This is a genomic window from Phyllobacterium sp. SYP-B3895, assembly GCF_009647635.1.
GTDB classification, from domain to species: Bacteria; Pseudomonadota; Alphaproteobacteria; order Rhizobiales; family Rhizobiaceae; genus Phyllobacterium; species Phyllobacterium pellucidum.
The window spans coordinates 345447-362779 of the sequence record NZ_WJIG01000004.1 but is presented as its reverse complement, the minus strand read 5'-3'; the positions used below and the strand labels follow the sequence as shown (position 1 = coordinate 362779).

Annotated in this window: 15 protein-coding genes; 8 read left to right on the top strand and 7 right to left on the bottom strand. The window is 59.0% G+C overall.

Going from position 1 to position 17333, the window contains the following annotated elements:
* The first annotated feature begins 5 nt into the window (after positions 1–5).
* Entirely contained in the window at positions 6–3794 is a 3789-nt protein-coding gene (gene metH / locus GF108_RS19425; protein ID WP_153670006.1) for a methionine synthase, read from the top strand.
* On the opposite strand, the gene GF108_RS19420 is transcribed toward metH, so the two are convergent.
* Complete coding sequence (locus GF108_RS19420; RefSeq protein WP_153670005.1) at positions 3779–4603, bottom strand: helix-turn-helix domain-containing protein; 825 nt, start codon at positions 4601–4603, stop codon at positions 3779–3781. The two genes, metH and GF108_RS19420, sit on opposite strands and share 16 nt — an antisense overlap.
* Positions 4604–4731: 128 nt before the next feature.
* On the opposite strand from GF108_RS19420, the gene GF108_RS19415 reads away from it, so the two are divergent.
* The 3 genes from GF108_RS19415 (at position 4732) to GF108_RS19405 (ending at position 7829) form a co-directional block, all read left to right on the top strand.
* Positions 4732–5946, top strand: coding sequence for an MFS transporter (locus GF108_RS19415; RefSeq protein WP_153670004.1), 1215 nt, complete (start codon positions 4732–4734; stop codon positions 5944–5946).
* A 198-nt stretch (positions 5947–6144) separates the two neighbouring features.
* Positions 6145–7071 carry an ABC transporter ATP-binding protein gene (locus tag GF108_RS19410; protein WP_153670003.1) on the top strand — a complete coding sequence of 309 codons (927 nt, stop codon included), beginning with the start codon at positions 6145–6147 and terminating at the stop codon, positions 7069–7071.
* Complete coding sequence (locus GF108_RS19405; protein WP_027232293.1) at positions 7068–7829, top strand: ABC transporter permease; 762 nt, start codon at positions 7068–7070, stop codon at positions 7827–7829. Before GF108_RS19410 ends, GF108_RS19405 begins: the two co-directional genes overlap by 4 nt.
* Here GF108_RS19405 and GF108_RS19400 read toward each other — a convergent pair.
* Genes GF108_RS19400 through GF108_RS19390 form a run of 3 tightly spaced genes read right to left on the bottom strand, consistent with a single transcriptional unit; the run spans position 7826 to position 9036 of the window.
* A complete protein-coding gene (locus GF108_RS19400) occupies positions 7826–8269 on the bottom strand; it encodes a TA system VapC family ribonuclease toxin (protein WP_370462235.1) in 444 nt (147 codons plus the stop codon). The genes GF108_RS19405 and GF108_RS19400 overlap by 4 nt on opposite strands.
* On the bottom strand, positions 8266–8496 hold the full coding sequence (locus tag GF108_RS19395; RefSeq protein ID WP_153670002.1) for a CopG family transcriptional regulator: 231 nt from the start codon (positions 8494–8496) through the stop codon (positions 8266–8268). Before GF108_RS19395 ends, GF108_RS19400 begins: the two co-directional genes overlap by 4 nt.
* A 21-nt stretch (positions 8497–8517) precedes the next feature.
* Positions 8518–9036 (bottom strand): MarR family winged helix-turn-helix transcriptional regulator, encoded by a 519-nt coding sequence (locus tag GF108_RS19390; RefSeq protein WP_153670001.1) that lies wholly within the window; start codon positions 9034–9036, stop codon positions 8518–8520.
* Between the two features lie 73 nt (positions 9037–9109).
* On the opposite strand from GF108_RS19390, the gene hmgA reads away from it, so the two are divergent.
* The 3 genes from hmgA to maiA are packed head-to-tail and all read left to right on the top strand — an operon-like array spanning position 9110 to position 12095.
* The gene (gene hmgA / locus GF108_RS19385) at positions 9110–10438 is read left to right on the top strand and encodes a homogentisate 1,2-dioxygenase (RefSeq protein ID WP_153670000.1); all 1329 of its coding nucleotides are present in this window, start codon (positions 9110–9112) and stop codon (positions 10436–10438) included.
* Positions 10439–11452 carry a fumarylacetoacetate hydrolase family protein gene (locus tag GF108_RS19380; protein WP_153669999.1) on the top strand — a complete coding sequence of 338 codons (1014 nt, stop codon included), beginning with the start codon at positions 10439–10441 and terminating at the stop codon, positions 11450–11452. It begins immediately after the preceding gene.
* Positions 11442–12095 (top strand): maleylacetoacetate isomerase, encoded by a 654-nt coding sequence (gene maiA / locus GF108_RS19375; RefSeq protein WP_153669998.1) that lies wholly within the window; start codon positions 11442–11444, stop codon positions 12093–12095. Before GF108_RS19380 ends, maiA begins: the two co-directional genes overlap by 11 nt.
* An 89-nt stretch (positions 12096–12184) precedes the next feature.
* On the opposite strand, the gene hppD is transcribed toward maiA, so the two are convergent.
* Complete coding sequence (gene hppD, locus GF108_RS19370) at positions 12185–13297, bottom strand: 4-hydroxyphenylpyruvate dioxygenase (RefSeq protein WP_153669997.1); 1113 nt, start codon at positions 13295–13297, stop codon at positions 12185–12187.
* A 120-nt stretch (positions 13298–13417) separates the two neighbouring features.
* Here hppD and GF108_RS19365 point away from each other — a divergent pair, with 120 nt between their 5' ends.
* Entirely contained in the window at positions 13418–13879 is a 462-nt protein-coding gene (locus GF108_RS19365; protein WP_153669996.1) for an Lrp/AsnC family transcriptional regulator, read from the top strand.
* On the opposite strand, the gene pdeM is transcribed toward GF108_RS19365, so the two are convergent.
* Together pdeM and GF108_RS19355 are read right to left on the bottom strand one after the other, a co-directional pair.
* On the bottom strand, positions 13876–14592 hold the full coding sequence (pdeM, locus tag GF108_RS19360) for a ligase-associated DNA damage response endonuclease PdeM (protein ID WP_091951168.1): 717 nt from the start codon (positions 14590–14592) through the stop codon (positions 13876–13878). The two genes, GF108_RS19365 and pdeM, sit on opposite strands and share 4 nt — an antisense overlap.
* The gene (locus GF108_RS19355) at positions 14589–17060 is read right to left on the bottom strand and encodes a ligase-associated DNA damage response DEXH box helicase (RefSeq protein ID WP_153670285.1); all 2472 of its coding nucleotides are present in this window, start codon (positions 17058–17060) and stop codon (positions 14589–14591) included. The genes pdeM and GF108_RS19355 overlap by 4 nt, the downstream gene beginning before the upstream one ends.
* Between the last annotated feature and the right edge of the window lie 273 nt (positions 17061–17333).

Sequence of the window (17333 nt, the reverse complement as noted above, 5' to 3'; positions counted from 1 at the left end):
GAGTCATGGGTATTGCATCTGGAACCATTGGCGAAAAATTGCTCGGCCCGGAAGCGGCACCCCGCGACGGCTCCGAGGTTTTTGCAGCGCTGACGCAGGCAGCAAAAGAGCGAATCCTTATCCTTGACGGCGCCATGGGAACGCAAATCCAGGGCCTCGGCCTGAAGGAGGAAAACTTTCGCGGCGAGCGTTTCGCCGATTGCGCCTGCCACCTCCAGGGCAACAACGATCTTCTCATCTTGACCGAACCGCAGGCGATTGAGGACATCCACTACGCCTACGCCATGGCCGGCGCTGACATCATCGAGACCAATACTTTTTCCTCAACCACGATCGCCCAGGCCGACTACAGCATGGAGGACGTGGTCTATGAGCTCAATCGCGATGGTGCCCGGCTTGCCCGCCGCGCCGCGCTGAAGGCGGAGCAGAAGGACGGCAAGCGCCGCTTCGTTGCGGGCGCGCTTGGACCGACGAACCGCACGGCATCGATATCGCCCGACGTGAACAATCCGGGCTACCGCGCGGTGACGTTCGATACCCTGCGGGCGGCCTATGCCGAACAGGTGAGGGGGTTGATCGACGGTGGCGCCGACATCATCCTCATCGAGACGATCTTCGACACGCTGAATGCCAAGGCTGCCATCTTCGCGACGCAGGAAGTCTTCGAGGAAAAGGCAATCACCCTGCCGGTCATGATCTCCGGGACCATCACAGATCTTTCCGGACGCACCCTGTCGGGACAGACGCCGACCGCCTTTTGGTACTCCGTACGTCATGCCAGGCCATTCACCATCGGTCTCAATTGTGCGCTTGGGGCCAGTGCCATGCGCGACCATCTGGCCGAGATCGCGGCAGTCGCCGATACGTTCGTGTGCGCCTATCCCAATGCAGGGCTCCCGAATGAATTCGGTCAATATGACGAGAGTCCTGAAGCGATGGCGGCGCAGCTCGAAGAGTTTGCCAAGGACGGCCTGCTGAATATTGTCGGCGGCTGCTGTGGCTCGACTCCGGAACACATAAGAGCCATTGCCGAAGCGGTCGGCAAATACCGGCCGCGCGCCATTCCCGAGACTGAGACCCATATGCGGCTATCGGGCCTGGAGCCATTCACGCTGACCAAGGATATCGCCTTCGTCAATGTCGGCGAACGCACCAACATTACCGGCTCGGCGAAGTTCCGGAAGCTGATTACCGCAGGCGATCTGCCGGCGGCGCTCGATGTTGCGCGTGACCAGGTCGCAAACGGCGCGCAGATCATCGACATCAACATGGACGAGGGACTGATCGACAGCGAGAAGGCCATGGTTGACTTTCTCAATCTGATCGCCGCCGAACCCGACATCGCACGGGTGCCGGTAATGATCGATTCGTCGAAATGGGACGTGATCGAAGCCGGGCTCAAATGTGTCCAGGGCAAGCCGCTCGTCAATTCGATCTCGATGAAGGAAGGTGAAGACGCCTTCATCGCTCATGCAAGGAAGGTTCGCGCCTATGGGGCGGCTGTCGTCATCATGGCGTTCGATACCGAGGGCCAGGCCGATACGCTCAAGCGCAAGGTCGAGATTTGCACGCGCGCCTATGAACTCCTGATACGGGAGGCTGGGTTCGCGCCTGAGGATATCGTGTTCGACCCGAATATTTTCGCGGTCGCTACCGGTATCGAAGAGCACAACGGTTATGGCGTCGCCTTCATCGAAGCCACACGGCAGATCACGCGGACCTTGCCGCACGCTCATATTTCCGGCGGCGTTTCCAATCTTTCCTTCTCGTTCCGTGGGAATGAACCGGTGCGCGAAGCGATGCACGCTGTTTTTCTCTACCATGCCATTCAGGCCGGCATGGACATGGGCATTGTCAACGCCGGACAATTGGCGGTTTACGAATCGATCGATCCGGAACTGCGCGAGGCCTGCGAGGATGTGGTCCTCAACCGGCGCGACGATGCGACTGAACGCCTGCTAGACCTTGCCGAGCGCTACAAGGGCTCGGCCGGCAGGGAAGCACGCGAGCGCGATCTTGCCTGGCGCGAATGGAGCGTCGAAAAGCGGCTCGAACACGCGCTCGTCAATGGCATAACCGAATTCATCGAAGCCGACACAGAAGAAGCGCGTGCACGGGCCGAGCGCCCGCTTCATGTCATCGAGGGGCCGCTGATGGCCGGCATGAATGTCGTTGGCGACCTGTTTGGTTCCGGCAAGATGTTCCTGCCGCAGGTAGTGAAATCCGCCCGCGTCATGAAGCAGGCCGTCGCCGTGCTGCTGCCCTACATGGAGGCGGAGAAGCTTGCCAATGGCGGATCGGGAAAACGCGAAAGTGCCGGCAAGGTGCTAATGGCGACCGTCAAGGGCGATGTCCACGACATCGGCAAGAACATTGTCGGCGTTGTCCTCGCCTGCAACAATTACGAGATCATCGATCTCGGGGTCATGGTGCCGTCAACGAAGATTTTGCAGACAGCGCGCGACGAGAATGTCGATATTATCGGCCTTTCGGGCCTTATCACGCCCTCGCTCGACGAGATGGTGCATGTTGCGTCTGAACTCGAGCGCGAGGGCTTCGATGTTCCGCTGCTGATCGGAGGCGCAACCACGAGCCGTGTCCATACGGCCGTCAAGATCAATCCGCGCTACAGCAATGGCCAGACCGTATATGTGACCGATGCAAGCCGGGCGGTGGGTGTCGTTTCGAACCTTCTGTCGATGGATGCGAAGCCCGGCTATGTCGATACGATCCGCGCGGAATATGAGAAGGTTGCGGAAGCGCATGCCCGCAACGAAGCCGACAAGCAAAGGTTGAGCCTAGAGAAGGCCCGCGGCAACGCTCATAAGGTTGACTGGTCGTCCTATGTACCGCCCGAGCCGCAATCTACGGGCACTCGCGTTTTTGAAGATTACGATCTTGCGGAAATTGCCCGTTACATCGACTGGACGCCATTCTTCCAGACGTGGGAGCTCAAGGGTCGCTACCCGGCTATCTTGCAGGACGAGGCACAAGGCGAGGCGGCGCGCCAACTCTTTGCGGATGCGCAGGCGATGCTGACAAAGATCATCGATGAGAAATGGTTCAATCCAAAGGCCGTCATCGGGTTCTGGCCCGCAGGGTCCGTCGGGGATGACATTCGCCTCTTTGCCGACAACGCCCGCGATGAGGAGATCGCAACGCTGTTCACGCTGCGCCAGCAGCTTTCAAAACGCGATGGCCGGCCGAATCTCGCTCTTGCTGATTTTGTCGCGCCGGTGTCGAGCGGTGCACAAGACTATGTCGGTGGCTTCGTCGTCACGGCAGGCATTGAGGAAATCGCCATCGCCGAACGGTTCGAGCGGGCCAATGATGATTATTCCTCGATCCTCGTCAAAGCGCTCGCCGATCGCTTTGCCGAAGCCTTTGCCGAACTCATGCACGAGCGCGTCCGCAAGGAATTCTGGGGCTATGCGCCGGAAGAAACATTTGCGGCGGATGAGCTTATCGGCGAGCCCTATCGTGGCATCCGTCCCGCTCCCGGCTATCCGGCGCAGCCTGACCACACAGAAAAGGATACACTGTTTCGTCTGCTTGATGCGGAAGACAAGATTGGCGTGCGGCTGACGGAAAGCTATGCGATGTGGCCGGGCTCCTCCGTGTCGGGCATATATATTGCCCACCCGGAATCCTATTATTTCGGCGTTGCGAAGGTGGAGCGCGACCAGGTGGCTGACTATGCGAACCGCAAGTCCATGCCGGTTGAAGAGGTTGAGCGTTGGCTGGGTCCGATCCTCAACTATGTTCCGGGCCCCCGCGTTCAGGCGGCGGAGTGAAGATAATGGCGCGGCGGGGCGCCCAGCATGCGTTTGAACATGGTGGTGAAGGCGGGAACGCCGTAGCCGAGATCGAGTGCGACGCTGGTCACAGGTTCGCCCTCGGTAAGGCGGGGCAGGGCCGCGAGCAGACAGGCCTGCTGACGCCACGTCGAGAGGCTTAATCCTGTTTCGCGGCGGAACATACGGGTAAACGTGCGCCGGCTCATGCCGAGCCGGTCCGCCCAATTGTCGATATTGGTGTGCGGCGAGGGATCTTTCAGGAAACCCCGACAGAGCATGGCAAGCCGCCGATCCTCGGGAAACGGCAGGCCAAGTGGGCGCTCCTCAAGGTTCGGAATCTCATGCAACAACAGTCCCATGACGAACATCGTGCGTTCTTCCGCCTGCCTCTCGGGCGCAACGGCGACTGCTTCGCGAATGAGATTGTCCATCAGCGGTGTCAGGCCGACGACGTGCAGGTGATCCTTCAATCCCGCCACGGCATCCGGCCGCACATAAATCGAATGCATCGAAACATCGCCAAGCATGTCAACCGCGTGTTCGACGCCGGCCGGCAGCCACAGCGCGTGGTGCGGAGGCACCATCCAGCGGCCGAATTTCGTGGTCACCATCGCGACCCCGGAAATTGCGTGGAGCAATTGCGCCTGGATATGATGGTGGTCGGGAATGTGGTGGCCTGACGGATAAAGCGTGGCCAGCGCGAAAACATCGCCTTCGGCCTGCTCCAGCCATTGCAGCCGCAACCGGTGCAACTGTTCGAGCTCCAATCCGGCGGCATTACGCGCAACAAAGGTTTGGTAACGCATGTTTTGGCCCACTTGCGAAAGAATTGGACCAAACCACGAAAGCAGGTTGATGGCAACCGATATATCAGTTTGGAAAAGGGTGGGGCAATCCTTGCGACAACGCCCTAATTTTTCGATGGAACGCCTTGATGACCGATACGACCTTGCCCGCACAGCGGACCTCCGCTGACACGACCGTCTTTGCGATAATTTTCGCCGTCAGCTTCTGCCATTTGCTCAACGATATGATGCAGTCGCTGCTTGCCGCGATCTATCCGATGCTCAAGCAAAATTACGGTCTCGATTTCAAGCAGATCGGCTTTCTGACGCTGACCTTCCAGGTGACCGCCTCGCTGCTGCAGCCGATTGTCGGTACTTATACCGACAAGCGGCCCATGCCGTATTCGCTCCCGGTTGGCATGGCGTTTTCGCTCGTCGGCCTCGGACTTCTTTCGGTGGCAACCCACTACGCCATGCTTCTTGCCGGCGCAGCCTTCATCGGCATCGGTTCATCCATTTTTCACCCGGAATCCTCGCGGGTGGCGCGTCTTGCCTCGGGCGGCCGCCACGGTCTTGCGCAATCCTTCTTTCAGGTGGGCGGCAATTTCGGTACCGCACTCGGTCCGCTGCTCGCAGCTTTCATCGTGCTGCCTCGCGGCCAGCAGAGCATTGCGTGGTTTTCCGCCGCGGCCCTCATCGGAATGATCGTCCTTTATCAGGTCGGCAACTGGTACCAGCGCTATCGCAGGGCCAACGCGAACAGGCCGGCTGCAAGCAAGCAACTCAAACTGCCGCGCGGCAAAGTTGCCATGTCGCTGATCATCCTGACCTTACTTGTCTTTTCCAAGAACATCTATCTCGCAAGCATATCGAGCTATTACACATTCTATGTCATCCACAAGTTCGGGATCTCGGTGCAGCAGTCCCAGATGATGCTGTTCCTGTTCCTTGGCGCAGCGGCAGTCGGCACCATTGTTGGCGGGCCGATAGGCGACAAGATCGGCACGAAAGCCGTGATCTGGTTCTCGATTCTCGGTGTCTTGCCCTTCACGCTGATCATGCCTTATGCGGACCTCTTCTGGACAGGCGTCCTCACGGTCCTGATCGGCCTTATCCTGTCGTCAGCCTTCCCTGCGATCGTTGTCTTCGCTCAAGAACTGGTACCGGGCCGTGTCGGCATGATTGCCGGCATCTTCTTCGGCTTCGCCTTTGGCATGGCCGGCATAGCGGCGGCGGTGCTCGGCTTCGTCGCCGACAACAAGGGCATCGACTACGTTTACATGATCTGCTCGTTCCTGCCCTTCCTCGGCCTGCTCACAATCTTCCTGCCGAGCATGAAGGAAGTGCGCGGCGAACAGGCTTAACAATTGAAGGCCCGACATTATCCGGGCCTTTTTCTCGATTAGCCAGATCCTGGGCTCTGCTGACGCCGAATGTCAGGAGAGGTGGTTTGAAAATCCCGGCTTAACCCCATATAAGGAACACCATTCCCCTGGCGGCCTCCGCAAAGGGTTTCGTTTCGCTCGCCGCATTCAGACCCAAAGTCCTCCCCGGGAAGCTTCATGTCCTCAGCCATTTCCGTCTCCAGCCTCAACAAAACCTATGAGTCCGGTTTTGAAGCGCTGAAGAATATCAATCTCGATATCCGCCACGGCGAAATCTTCGCACTGCTCGGGCCGAATGGCGCAGGCAAGACGACGCTGATCAGCACCATTTGCGGCATCGTCAATCCGACCTCCGGCACGATCCTCGCCGATGGTCACGATATCATCAAGGAATACCGGGCGGCGCGTTCCAAGATCGGTCTCGTGCCGCAGGAGTTGACGACGGATGCATTCGAGACCGTGTGGGCGACGGTCAGTTTCAGCCGTGGCCTTTTCGGCAAGCCGGCCAATCCCGCCCACATTGAGAAGATCCTCAGGGAACTTTCGCTATGGGACAAGAAGGACAGCAAGATCATGACGCTCTCGGGCGGCATGAAGCGGCGCGTCATGATTGCCAAAGCGCTGTCGCACGAGCCAGAAATCCTCTTTTTGGACGAGCCGAGCGCTGGCGTCGATGTCGAATTGCGGCGCGACATGTGGAATGTCGTCCGGGCGCTGCGCGAATCGGGCGTCACCATCATCCTCACGACGCACTATATCGAGGAGGCCGAACAGATGGCCGATCGCATCGGCGTCATCAGCCATGGCGAGATCATTCTCGTCGAGGAGAAGGACGCATTGATGCGCTCGCTCGGCAAGAAGGAGTTGCGCCTGCTTCTCCAGGAGAAACGCGAGGAAATACCCGAAGCTTTGGCGGCCTACGGGCTTGAACTTTCGCCCGACGGGAGCGAACTCGTTTATCACTACGATACGCGCAAGGAACGAACGGGCATTACGGCGCTCCTGAAGGATCTCGACAAGGCGGGTGTACGCTTCAGCGATATTCAGACGCGGGAAAGTTCGCTCGAGGAAATTTTCGTCAACCTGGTGAGGGAACGCAAATGAACCTTTACGCGATCAAGGCGATCTATCTCTTCGAAATGCATCGCACCTGGCGCACGCTCATGCAGAGCGTCATTTCGCCGGTTCTGTCGACGAGCCTTTACTTCGTGGTTTTCGGTTCGGCGATCGGCGGCCGTATCCCCGAGATCAACGGCGTAAGCTACGGTGCGTTCATCGTGCCGGGTCTGATCATGTTGTCGCTGTTGACGCAGAGCATTTCCAACGCGTCGTTCGGCATCTATTTCCCGAAGTTCGTCGGCACGATCTACGAACTCCTCTCGGCACCTGTCTCGTACGTGGAGATCGTGATCGCCTATGTCGGGGCTGCTGCGACGAAGTCTATCATTCTCGGGGTGATCATCCTTGCGACTGCGGCGCTTTTTGTACCGCTGCGCATCGAACACCCCTTCGTGATGCTGCTGTTCCTGGTGCTGACAGCGGTAACCTTCAGCATGTTCGGTTTCATTATCGGCATCTGGGCGGATGGCTTTGAGAAGCTGCAGCTCGTGCCGCTGATGATCATCACACCGCTGACGTTTCTCGGCGGTAGTTTCTATTCGATCGATATGCTGCCGCCATTCTGGCAGACCGTGACGCTGTTCAATCCGGTGGTCTATCTTATCAGCGGGTTTCGCTGGAGCTTCTTTGGCCTTTCAGATGTGCATATCGGAACGAGCCTTGTCATGACAGCCGTGTTTCTCCTCGCATGCATTCTGATCCTGCGCTGGATATTCAGGACGGGGTACAGGCTGAAGAGCTAAGTGGTTCGTTCGCCAATGACATGCAGACAATTTCGGCCATCCCGTACTGCATCGGTTACGAGGCGCCGATCAAAGGTCGCCAATTTCCCCTGGTGTGCCTGAGCAAGAGCCAGGAGGTATGTATCCGTGACCTGACCGGCATTCAACAGCCGCGACGGATCGATGGAATTGTCCATCAAGCTGATGTCATCTGGCCAAAAGATATGACCCGGAATGGCACGTAATCCCGCCAGAAGCGCAACAACCGCGGCTGGCGTGCCCGGTGAGTTAGGGTAGCGGGCGCTGCTGATAATACGGATCGCACCGTTCTCGGTTATTGGGCAAGTGGCCCAACTGGACCGTCCTATATCAGCAAACCACTCATGTGCAGGATCGTGATGGACATGTGCGGGATCGAATAGGGCAATCAGCACATTGACGTCCAGGAGATATGGCGTCACGGCAATTCATCGCGAAGTTGGTTCACCTGTTCCATCGTTACCGGCATGGAATTGGTGCCTGCCGGGAGGAGCGGCACGCCGTTTCGCGTCGCTTGACGTGCCGCTGGAGCTTCCAGACCTTTGCGGGCGAGTGTCGATATGACTTCACCTACAGTTTTGCGCTGGCGCTCCGCAAGGCCCTTGGCCGCCGCGAGGACGTCATCATCAATTGCAAGCGTTGTTCGCATCGTCTTGCCCCTCATCACGCATCAAACATCACGCATCATATATGCGAGATCGTTGCCCAAATCAATTGCGGCGCCGCTTCCGGCGGTCTGTCCCGCGAGTTGCTCCAGCGCCTCGAGGCCATGCTTCAACGCTGCTGCTCCACGCGGTCCCAGTTGCTGCAGCAGTTCAGCCTCGAAGTCATGCGCAACTTTCACAAGGTCGAGATAGGCCTTCCGCCCGGCCGGCGTCAGCACAAGATTTTCGACACGGCGGTCGGTCTCATCGCGCTTTCGCAACAGCCAGCGCCGCTGTTCGAGGGCGAGCACGGCACGCGAGACTTTTGTCTTGTGCATTGACGAATGAGTCCCGATCGCCGTGGCGGTCATGGTGCCAAACTGGCCCAGCGTTGCAAGTGTTCGCCACTCCGGCCGTGTCAGTCCATACTGATCTCGGTAAAGGCTCGCGAAACGATGGCTCACGGCTTCTGCCGCCTTGTTGAGACGGTATGGGGTGAACGCCTCCAGTATAAGCGGCGGGTCGATGTCGATGTTGTTGTCCATGTCCACAATCCCGATTGTCATTGATAGTTACAAAATAGATCGTCACAATTGCAACTAAATTGGAGGTTCGATCATGGCTCTTCACTATATGCCGGGCTTCGGCAACGACTTCGAGACGGAATCGCTTCCAGGCGCCCTGCCGCAGGGACAAAACTCGCCGCAGCGCTGCGCTTACGGCCTCTACGCCGAGCAACTCTCCGGCTCCCCCTTTACCGCGCCGCGCGGCACGAACGAGCGATCCTGGCTCTATCGCATTCGCCCATCGGTCAAGCATAGCGGGCGATTTTCGCCGGCAAAGCGCGAGCACTGGAAGACCGCGCCAAACCTCGATGACCATGAATTGCCGATTGGACAGCTACGCTGGAATCCGACGCCAATGCCGCGCGATTCTGTCAACTTTATTGATGGCATTCGCACCATGACCACGGCTGGCGATGTCCACGGTCAGGTGGGCATGTCCGCACATGTCTACGCGTTCAATACTGCCATGGAGGACGACTACTTCTTCAATGCGGATGGCGAAATGCTGCTTTTGCCCGAGAAGGGCAAGCTCAACGTTTTTACTGAGATGGGCATCATCGAAATCGAACCTTCGGAAATCTGCGTGATCCCACGCGGGATGATGTTCAAGGTCTCTGCGCCTGACGGCGAGGCCAGGGGCTATATTTGCGAGAATTACGGGGCGAAATTTGCCCTGCCGGATCGGGGTCCAATTGGTGCCAACTGCCTGGCCAACCCGCGCGATTTCAAGACACCGGTTGCAGCCTTCGAAGACAAGGAAGTACCTTGCCGTCTTCACGTGAAATGGTGCGGCAAATTCTATCAGACGACACTCGATCATTCTCCGCTGGATGTCGTAGCCTGGCACGGGAATTACGCACCCTACAAATATGACCTGCGCACGTTCTCGCCTGTCGGGGCCATCCTGTTCGACCATCCAGATCCGTCGATCTTCACCGTGCTCACCGCGCCGTCGGGCGAGGAGGGAACGGCCAATGTCGATTTCGTTATTTTCCCGCCGCGCTGGCTGGTTGCCGAGCACAGTTTCCGGCCGCCCTGGTACCACCGCAACATCATGTCCGAATTCATGGGGCTGGTGTATGGTCAATACGATGCCAAGGAGGAGGGGTTCGTGCCTGGGGGCATAAGCCTTCACAACATGATGCTGCCGCATGGACCGGACACGATGGGGTTCAACAAGGCATCCACGGTGGAGCTCAAGCCGCAGCGGCTGGACAACACGCTTGCCTTCATGTTCGAGACGCGCTTCCCCCAGCACCTTACCCGCTATGCAGCTGATACACCGACGCTGCAAGACAATTACGCCGACTGCTGGAAAGGTCTCCGCAAGCGGTTCAACGGGACACCGGAAGGCGACTGGTCGGAGGAGATCGTAAAGTAAATGAAACTTGCCTCTCTCAATAATGGAACGCGCGATGGCAAACTGGTCATCGTATCGAGGGATCTGACCCAGTATACCGATGCCTCGTTCCTTGCGCCGACGCTGCAGTCCGCGTTTGACGACTGGTCGCGTATTGCCCCGCACCTCGCGGCGCTTGCCTCCAGCCTTGAACTGCGCGCCGTTCCCCTGGAGCGCTTTCACGAACATGATGCGCTGTCGCCCCTGCCGCGCGCCTACCAGTGGGCCGACGGTTCAGCCTATGTCAATCATGTCGAACTGGTCCGCCAGGCGCGCAATGCGCCGATGCCCGAGAGCTTCTGGACTGACCCGCTCATCTATCAGGGTGGGTCCGACAGTTTCCTTGCTCCGCGCGAACCCATCCGCATGGCCGACGAAGCCTATGGCATCGACATGGAGGGAGAGGTTGCGGTCATCGTCGACGATGTGCCGATGGGCGCGGGTCTCGACGAAGCGCGGGCCGCGATCCGCCTGATCATGTTGGTCAACGATGTCAGCCTGCGAAACCTCATTCCGGCCGAGCTTGGCAAAGGGTTCGGGTTTTATCAGTCAAAGCCGTCGTCGGCCTTCTCGCCCGTGGCGGTCACACCCGATGAACTCGGCGAGGCTTGGGATGGCGGCAAGGTGCGCCTGCCGCTCTGCGTCGATCTCAACGGCCGGCCCTTTGGCCGCGCCAACGCCGGCATCGACATGACGTTCGATTTTCCGACGTTGATTGCCCACGCGGCGAAGACACGCCCGCTTTGCGCCGGCACGATCATCGGATCGGGGACGGTGTCGAACAAGCTTGACGGAAATGCGGGCAAACCCATTGAAGAGGATGGCGCCGGCTACTCGTGTATCGCCGAAATCCGCATGATCGAGACGATCGCCACCGGCAGTCCGCGAACGCCATTCATGCGTTTCGGCGACACAGTTCGCATAGAGATGAAAGACGCATACGGCCATTCGATCTTCGGCGCCATCGAACAGCAGGTGACCCGCCATGAGCGCTAAAGCCATCCTCTATGATTATTGGCGCTCGTCGGCGAGCTACCGCGTGCGCATTGCCCTTAACATGGCCGGGCTTGAGTATGACAGGGTGCCGGTCGACCTCTTGAACCAGGAGCATAAAGGCATCGATCACCTCTGTCGCAATCCGCAGGGGCTCGTGCCGACGCTCGCCATCGACGGGCATATGATGACGCAGTCGCTTGCGATAATCGAATACCTCAACGAATCCCACCCCGAGGCTCGCTTCCTGCCTGACGATCCTTTGGGGCGACAACGGGTTCGCGCGCTTTCCTACGCAATCGCGATGGAAATCCATCCCGTCTGCAATCTGGGTGTGGCATCGCATGTCATGCAGCTTGCAGGGGGCGATGAAGCGGCGCGGCGCAACTGGATGCGTAAGTTCATCTCTGAAGGTCTGGGCGCATTCGAGACCATGCTCGATCACCCCGAAACCGGGCACTTTTGCCATGGCGATACCCCTACCATGGCCGATTTCTGCCTCGTGCCGCAAGTCTTCAATGCGAGGCGCTGGGGAGCCAAAATCGAAAGTCTGGAGCGCGTCAATGCCATCGCTGCCCGTTGCGATGCGATCGGTGCTTTTGCCGCGGCGCATCCTGATCGGCTGCGGCCGGGATTACCTGGTTAAATCGCCGGGCGGGTCTCGCGGTTACTTGTAGCCATCGGTTTCGGGATAACGTTGGGCAAAGTGTCGGGAGTTCCAGCCCAAATCTATACCTACTCTGCCGCTTCGATCTTGATGACGCCGCGCCGGATCTGGTCTTCCTCGATCGATTCAAACAAGGCGCGGAAATTGCCTTCGCCAAAGCCTTCGTCGCCCTTCCGCTGAATGAACTCGAAGAAGATCGGGCCGATCACGGTCTTGGAAAAAATCTGCAGAAGGATCTTCGTCATGCCGCCATGGACGACACCTTCGCCGTCGATCAGAATGCCGTGCGTTTTCATGCGCTCGATCGGCTCGTCATGGCCCTGAACACGCTCGTGCGACTTCTCGTAATAGGTTTCAGGCGGGCCGGGCATGAATTTGAGCCCGTTTAGGGACAGCTTGTCGGTAGCTTCGTAAATCGCCTCTGTCCCGACCGCGATATGCTGAATGCCTTCACCCTTGTATTTCCGCAGATACTCCTCGATCTGGCTCTTGTCGTCCGTCGATTCATTGAGCGGGATGCGGATCTTTCCGCAAGGCGACGTGATGGCGCGGGAGACGAGCCCCGTCAGCTTCCCGGCTATATCGAAGAAGTGGATCTGCTTGAAGCCAAAGAGCTCGCGGTAGAATGCCCACCATTTGTCCATATGGCCGCGATAGACATTGTGGGTGAGGTGGTCGAGGTAATAGAACCCGACGCCTTCCGGCTTCGGATCGCGTTCGCCGAGCCATTCGAATTCGCCGTCGTAAGCCGATCCGCGCTCGCCATACGTTTCGATGAAGTACAAAAGGCTACCCCCGATCCCTACGATGGCAGGGACGTCTAGGGTCTTGTCCTCGCCCTCATAAGGGGTCGCACCCTTGGCGACCGCGTGATTGAAGGCGTGATTGGCATCAACCACGCGCCAGGCCATGGAGGGCGCGCAAGGGCCGTGCTTCGAAACGAAATTTGTCGCATGAGAATCTGGTTCGGCATTGAGAACGTAATTGATGTCGCCCTGCCGCCAAACTGTGATGTTCTTGCTCTTGTGGCGCGCAACCGGCACATAGCCCATGCGTGCGAACAACTCTTCGAGCTTTGCCGGCTCGGGATGGGCAAATTCCACGAACTCGAAACCGTCGGTGCCAGCGGGGTTGGCCTTGGTGATTTCGGCTTTCGGCGTGTCGTGCGGAAACGGTCCCATATCATCCTCCATGTACCACCCGCATTATCGCGCAAATCAGCCGCATGGTGCTTGCATTTCAACGCCGTCTGGACGTAAATAATGCACATTGTATGCATATTCACATTACAAGGCGCACGAATGGATCATCTTGACGCATTTGACCGCAAGATACTGTTCAGCTTGCAGGAAGATGGACGGCTGACAAACAACGAGCTTTCGGAAAAGATCAATCTCTCGCCCTCGCAATGTTCGCGCCGCCGGTCGCGCTTGGAGGAGGAGGGCTATATTCGCGGCTACCGCGCGGAGATCGACCGCGAAAAACTCGGCCTTGGCATCGTCAACATTATTTCGGTGACGCTCGCGACACACAATCGCGACAACGCCCGGCGCTTCTCCGACCTTATCTCGAGATTGCCGCAAGTGATGGAGGCCCATGCGCTCACAGGCGAAATGGATTACTTTATCAAGGTAGTGACGCCTGATCTGCGAGCGCTCTCCGCCTTCGTCAATGATGTATTGCTGCCGCATGAATCGGTGCAGAATGTCAAAACCGCTATCGTGCTCGACACGCTGAAAGAGGATGGGCGGTTGCCAATCTAAAGATAAAGCGCCTTGCCGGCCATCGCGTAAACGCGGGCGCGCCCGAGCATATAGGCGGTGAGAGCATGGATATCGAATAGGCCGTGGAATGCGCGGCTCATGATGTTCATCCCGCCCGTATAGGCCCCGAATGCCGGCATGATCAGCCGCGAATGATCGCTGACGAAGCAACGCCGCTGCACTGACTGGCCGCGGTGCACCACCTTGGCTGCCGGGTGGAGGTGTCCGGCAATTTCGCCGCGGCACGCGAATTTCGAGGGCTCATGGCGGAAAATGAGATTGCCGAATGCAAGTTCCGTGAAGGTTTCGCCCGGAAGGTCGGCCGGATGTTCGGGGTCGTGGTTGCCTGTGATCCATATCCATTCGCGCCCCGCCATCAATGCGGCAAGCTGCGCCGCATAGACCGCTGGCAGTCGCGCCGCGGCCTTGCCGTCATGAAAACTGTCGCCGAGGCTGATGACGCAGGCCGGATCATAGCGCGCCATCACCTTGGCAAGCGCCGCGAGCGTCGACGCTGTATCATATGGCGGCAGCATCATGCCGCGCCGCGCGAACGACGATCCCTTCTCGAAGTGCAGATCCGAAACGATGAGGACACGGTCGTCTTCTAGATACAGCGCGCCTGAGGGATCCCCGATCGCCGGATGTCCCGCAACGGCAATCTGCGCCGAGCCGTGCAGTGCTGTCTTCGTTGTGTGGAATGCCGGATTCACTTCTGTTCCATCTCGCGGGTAAGCTCGTCGGCAATCTCCTCGAGGATCCTTTCATGCGCCTCGCCCGGAACGCGTTCCCTGCCGATTTCCAGCATGACGGGAACGGCAAGCGGCGAGATCTGATCAAGATCCTTGTGAACGATATTGCCCTTGATTCGCCCAAGCATATCGGCAAGTCGGCGAATGTCGAGAAGGCCGGTCGCCGCATCGGCCCGCGTGGCCTGAATAAGTATGTGATCCGGCTCGTGCTCGCGCAGGACATCGTAGATAAGATCGGTCGAAACCGTCACCTGCCTGCCCGTCTTCTCCTGCCCGGGATGACGCTTTTCGACAAGGCCCGATATCAGCGCGCAGTTGCGAAACGTGCGCTTCAGCATCCAGCTTTCCGCCAGCCAGGCTTCGAGGTCATCGCCCAGCATGTCCTCATCGAAAAGCTCGGCCAGCGGCAGTTCGCCCTTCTTGAACATGCGGCCCATGTCGCGCATGCCCCAGATGGTCAACGCATAGTCCGTTGCAACAAAGCCGAGTGGACGCGCCTTGGCCCGTTCAAGACGCCGGGTCAAAAGCATCCCGAGCGTCTGGTGCGCCAGTCTTCCTTCGAAGGGATAGGCCACCATATAGGAGCGCTCGCCGCGCGGGAACGTCTCGACAAGCAGGCTGCCGGGTTGTGGAATGATCGACCTGTCCCTCTGGATGCGCAGCCAGTCGCTCACCTGATCCGGGAGCGCGCCCCAACGCTTCGGGTCGGCGAGCATTCCTCGCACCTGATCCGCGAGATAGGTGGTCAGCGGGAACTTGCCACCGGCATAGGAGGGAATCTTTGCGTCGAAGCCGTCCGCTTTCGATACGAGGCACTCGTTTTCGCGAATGCCTTCGAACCGCAGCACGCGCCCGGAAAAGAAGAAGGTATCGCCCCGCGACAATGCTTCGATAAACGATTCCTCCACCTTGCCGAGAACCGGCCCGCCGCGCACAGCGCCCTTGCTCCCTTGCCGGACGAGCCTGACATTGAGCGCCGGAGCTTCGATGATCGTGCCGACATTGAGCCGATATTGCTGCGCGAAACGCGGATGCGTCACCCGCCATGTGCCGTCGGCGGTCTGCCTTATCTTGGCGAAGCGCTCATAGCTCTTGAGGGCGTAGCCGCCGGTTGCCACGAAATCGATGATCCGGTCGAAGGTTTCGCGCGCCAGTTCGGCATAGGGAAGGGCCGTGATCACTTCAGCATAGAGATCGTCGGCGCGGAACGGCGCGGCGCAGGCCATGCCGAGAACGTGCTGCGCCAGCACGTCGAGCGAACCCGCGCCAAGCGGCGGGGTATCCTGTGCGCCGATATAGTTCGCATCGAGCGCGGCCTGGCATTCCATCACCTCGAAGCGATTTGCAGGAACGAGGATCGCGCGCGACGGCTCGTCCATGCGGTGATTTGAGCGGCCGATGCGCTGCGCAAGGCGGCTGGCGCCCTTCGGCGCGCCGACATGGATGACGAGGTCGACGTCGCCCCAGTCGATGCCCAGGTCGAGGGTCGAGGTGGCAACGACGGCACGCAGGGTATTAGCGGCCATCGCCTGTTCGACCCTGCGGCGTTTGCTGACATCGAGCGAACCGTGGTGTACGGCGATTGGCATGTTGTCTTCGTTCGCCATCCAAAGATCATGGAACAGCCGCTCAGCCTGACTGCGGGTATTGACGAAGATCAGTGTTGTCCGGTGCGCCTTGATCGCCTCATAAATACCGGGGATCGCATAGATCGCCGAATGTCCGGCCCAAGGCACGTGGTCCTCGGTTTCGAGGATGGTGATATGGGGTTTGGCGCCGCCCTCCACGGTCACGAGGCTCGCTTTTGGCGCATCCTCAGTCTGTGGCAGCAGCCATCGTCGCAATCCGTCTGGGTCGGCGACGGTCGCGGACAAGCCCACCGTTTGCAATCCGGGTTGCAGTTGCCGCAAGCGCGCAAGGCCGAGGGCAAGCAGATGGCCACGTTTCGAGGTGACAAGCGAATGAAGCTCGTCGAGGATGACGTAGCGCAGGTCTTCGAAGAATTTGCCGGCATCCTTGCCGGATATGAGCAGAGCGAGCTGCTCGGGGGTGGTCAACAGAATGTCCGGGGGCGCGAGTTTCTGCCTCTGGCGCTTATAGGCGGGCGTATCCCCGGTGCGTGTTTCCAGCGAAATATCGAGGCCCATCTCGTCGATCGGCTTTTCGAGGTTGCGGTGGATATCGACGGCAAGGGCCTTCAGCGGCGAGATGTACAACGTATGGACGCCGCGGCTTGGCGCATTGCTCTCGCCGCGGGTGGACAGGTCAACGAGAGCGGGCAGAAATCCTGCGAGGGTCTTGCCGGCGCCGGTCGGGGCAATCAGAAGCGTCGATCTTCCCGCCTGCGCCTCCTCGAGAAGTTCGAGCTGATGCGCGCGCGGCGACCAGCCCTTCGACTGGAACCAGTCGAGAAAGGCCGGCGGCAGCATGGGTGTGCCGGTCTCGGCTATGGCGGCTTTGCTGGTGCTCACTTGCGCGAATGTAATGGCGCGGTGTCGATGCGCCAAGTTTTCTTTGTCAGGATTGTACGGAGCCAAATGCGACCTATGTTCGTTCATGCCAATATTGGAAAGGTGGCGATGAATTTTTTCCGATCAAATGTGGCGCTGGTCTTGCCCTCCCCCTTGTGGGGGGGGTCGACGCGCAGCGTCGGGGAGGGGTTTTGCGATGGTAGAAGTGCCCCTCCCGGCTGCTGCGCAGCC

Excerpts from the sequence above, each read along its gene's own strand:
- GF108_RS19420 (WP_153670005.1), bottom strand. The coding sequence starts at position 4,603 with ATGCGTTACCAAACCTTTGTTGCGCGTAATGCCGCCGGATTGGAGCTC.
- hmgA (WP_153670000.1), top strand. The coding sequence starts at position 9,110 with ATGGCTCTTCACTATATGCCGGGCTTCGGCAACGACTTCGAGACGGAA.
- GF108_RS19395 (WP_153670002.1), bottom strand. The coding sequence starts at position 8,496 with ATGCGAACAACGCTTGCAATTGATGATGACGTCCTCGCGGCGGCCAAG.
- GF108_RS19415 (WP_153670004.1), top strand. The coding sequence starts at position 4,732 with ATGACCGATACGACCTTGCCCGCACAGCGGACCTCCGCTGACACGACC.
- GF108_RS19410 (WP_153670003.1), top strand. The coding sequence starts at position 6,145 with ATGTCCTCAGCCATTTCCGTCTCCAGCCTCAACAAAACCTATGAGTCC.
- maiA (WP_153669998.1), top strand. The coding sequence starts at position 11,442 with ATGAGCGCTAAAGCCATCCTCTATGATTATTGGCGCTCGTCGGCGAGC.
- GF108_RS19365 (WP_153669996.1), top strand. The coding sequence starts at position 13,418 with ATGGATCATCTTGACGCATTTGACCGCAAGATACTGTTCAGCTTGCAG.
- GF108_RS19355 (WP_153670285.1), bottom strand. The coding sequence starts at position 17,060 with ATGCTGCCGCCGGCCTTTCTCGACTGGTTCCAGTCGAAGGGCTGGTCG.
- GF108_RS19390 (WP_153670001.1), bottom strand. The coding sequence starts at position 9,036 with ATGGACAACAACATCGACATCGACCCGCCGCTTATACTGGAGGCGTTC.
- metH (WP_153670006.1), top strand. The coding sequence starts at position 6 with ATGGGTATTGCATCTGGAACCATTGGCGAAAAATTGCTCGGCCCGGAA.
- GF108_RS19380 (WP_153669999.1), top strand. The coding sequence starts at position 10,439 with ATGAAACTTGCCTCTCTCAATAATGGAACGCGCGATGGCAAACTGGTC.
- hppD (WP_153669997.1), bottom strand. The coding sequence starts at position 13,297 with ATGGGACCGTTTCCGCACGACACGCCGAAAGCCGAAATCACCAAGGCC.
- GF108_RS19405 (WP_027232293.1), top strand. The coding sequence starts at position 7,068 with ATGAACCTTTACGCGATCAAGGCGATCTATCTCTTCGAAATGCATCGC.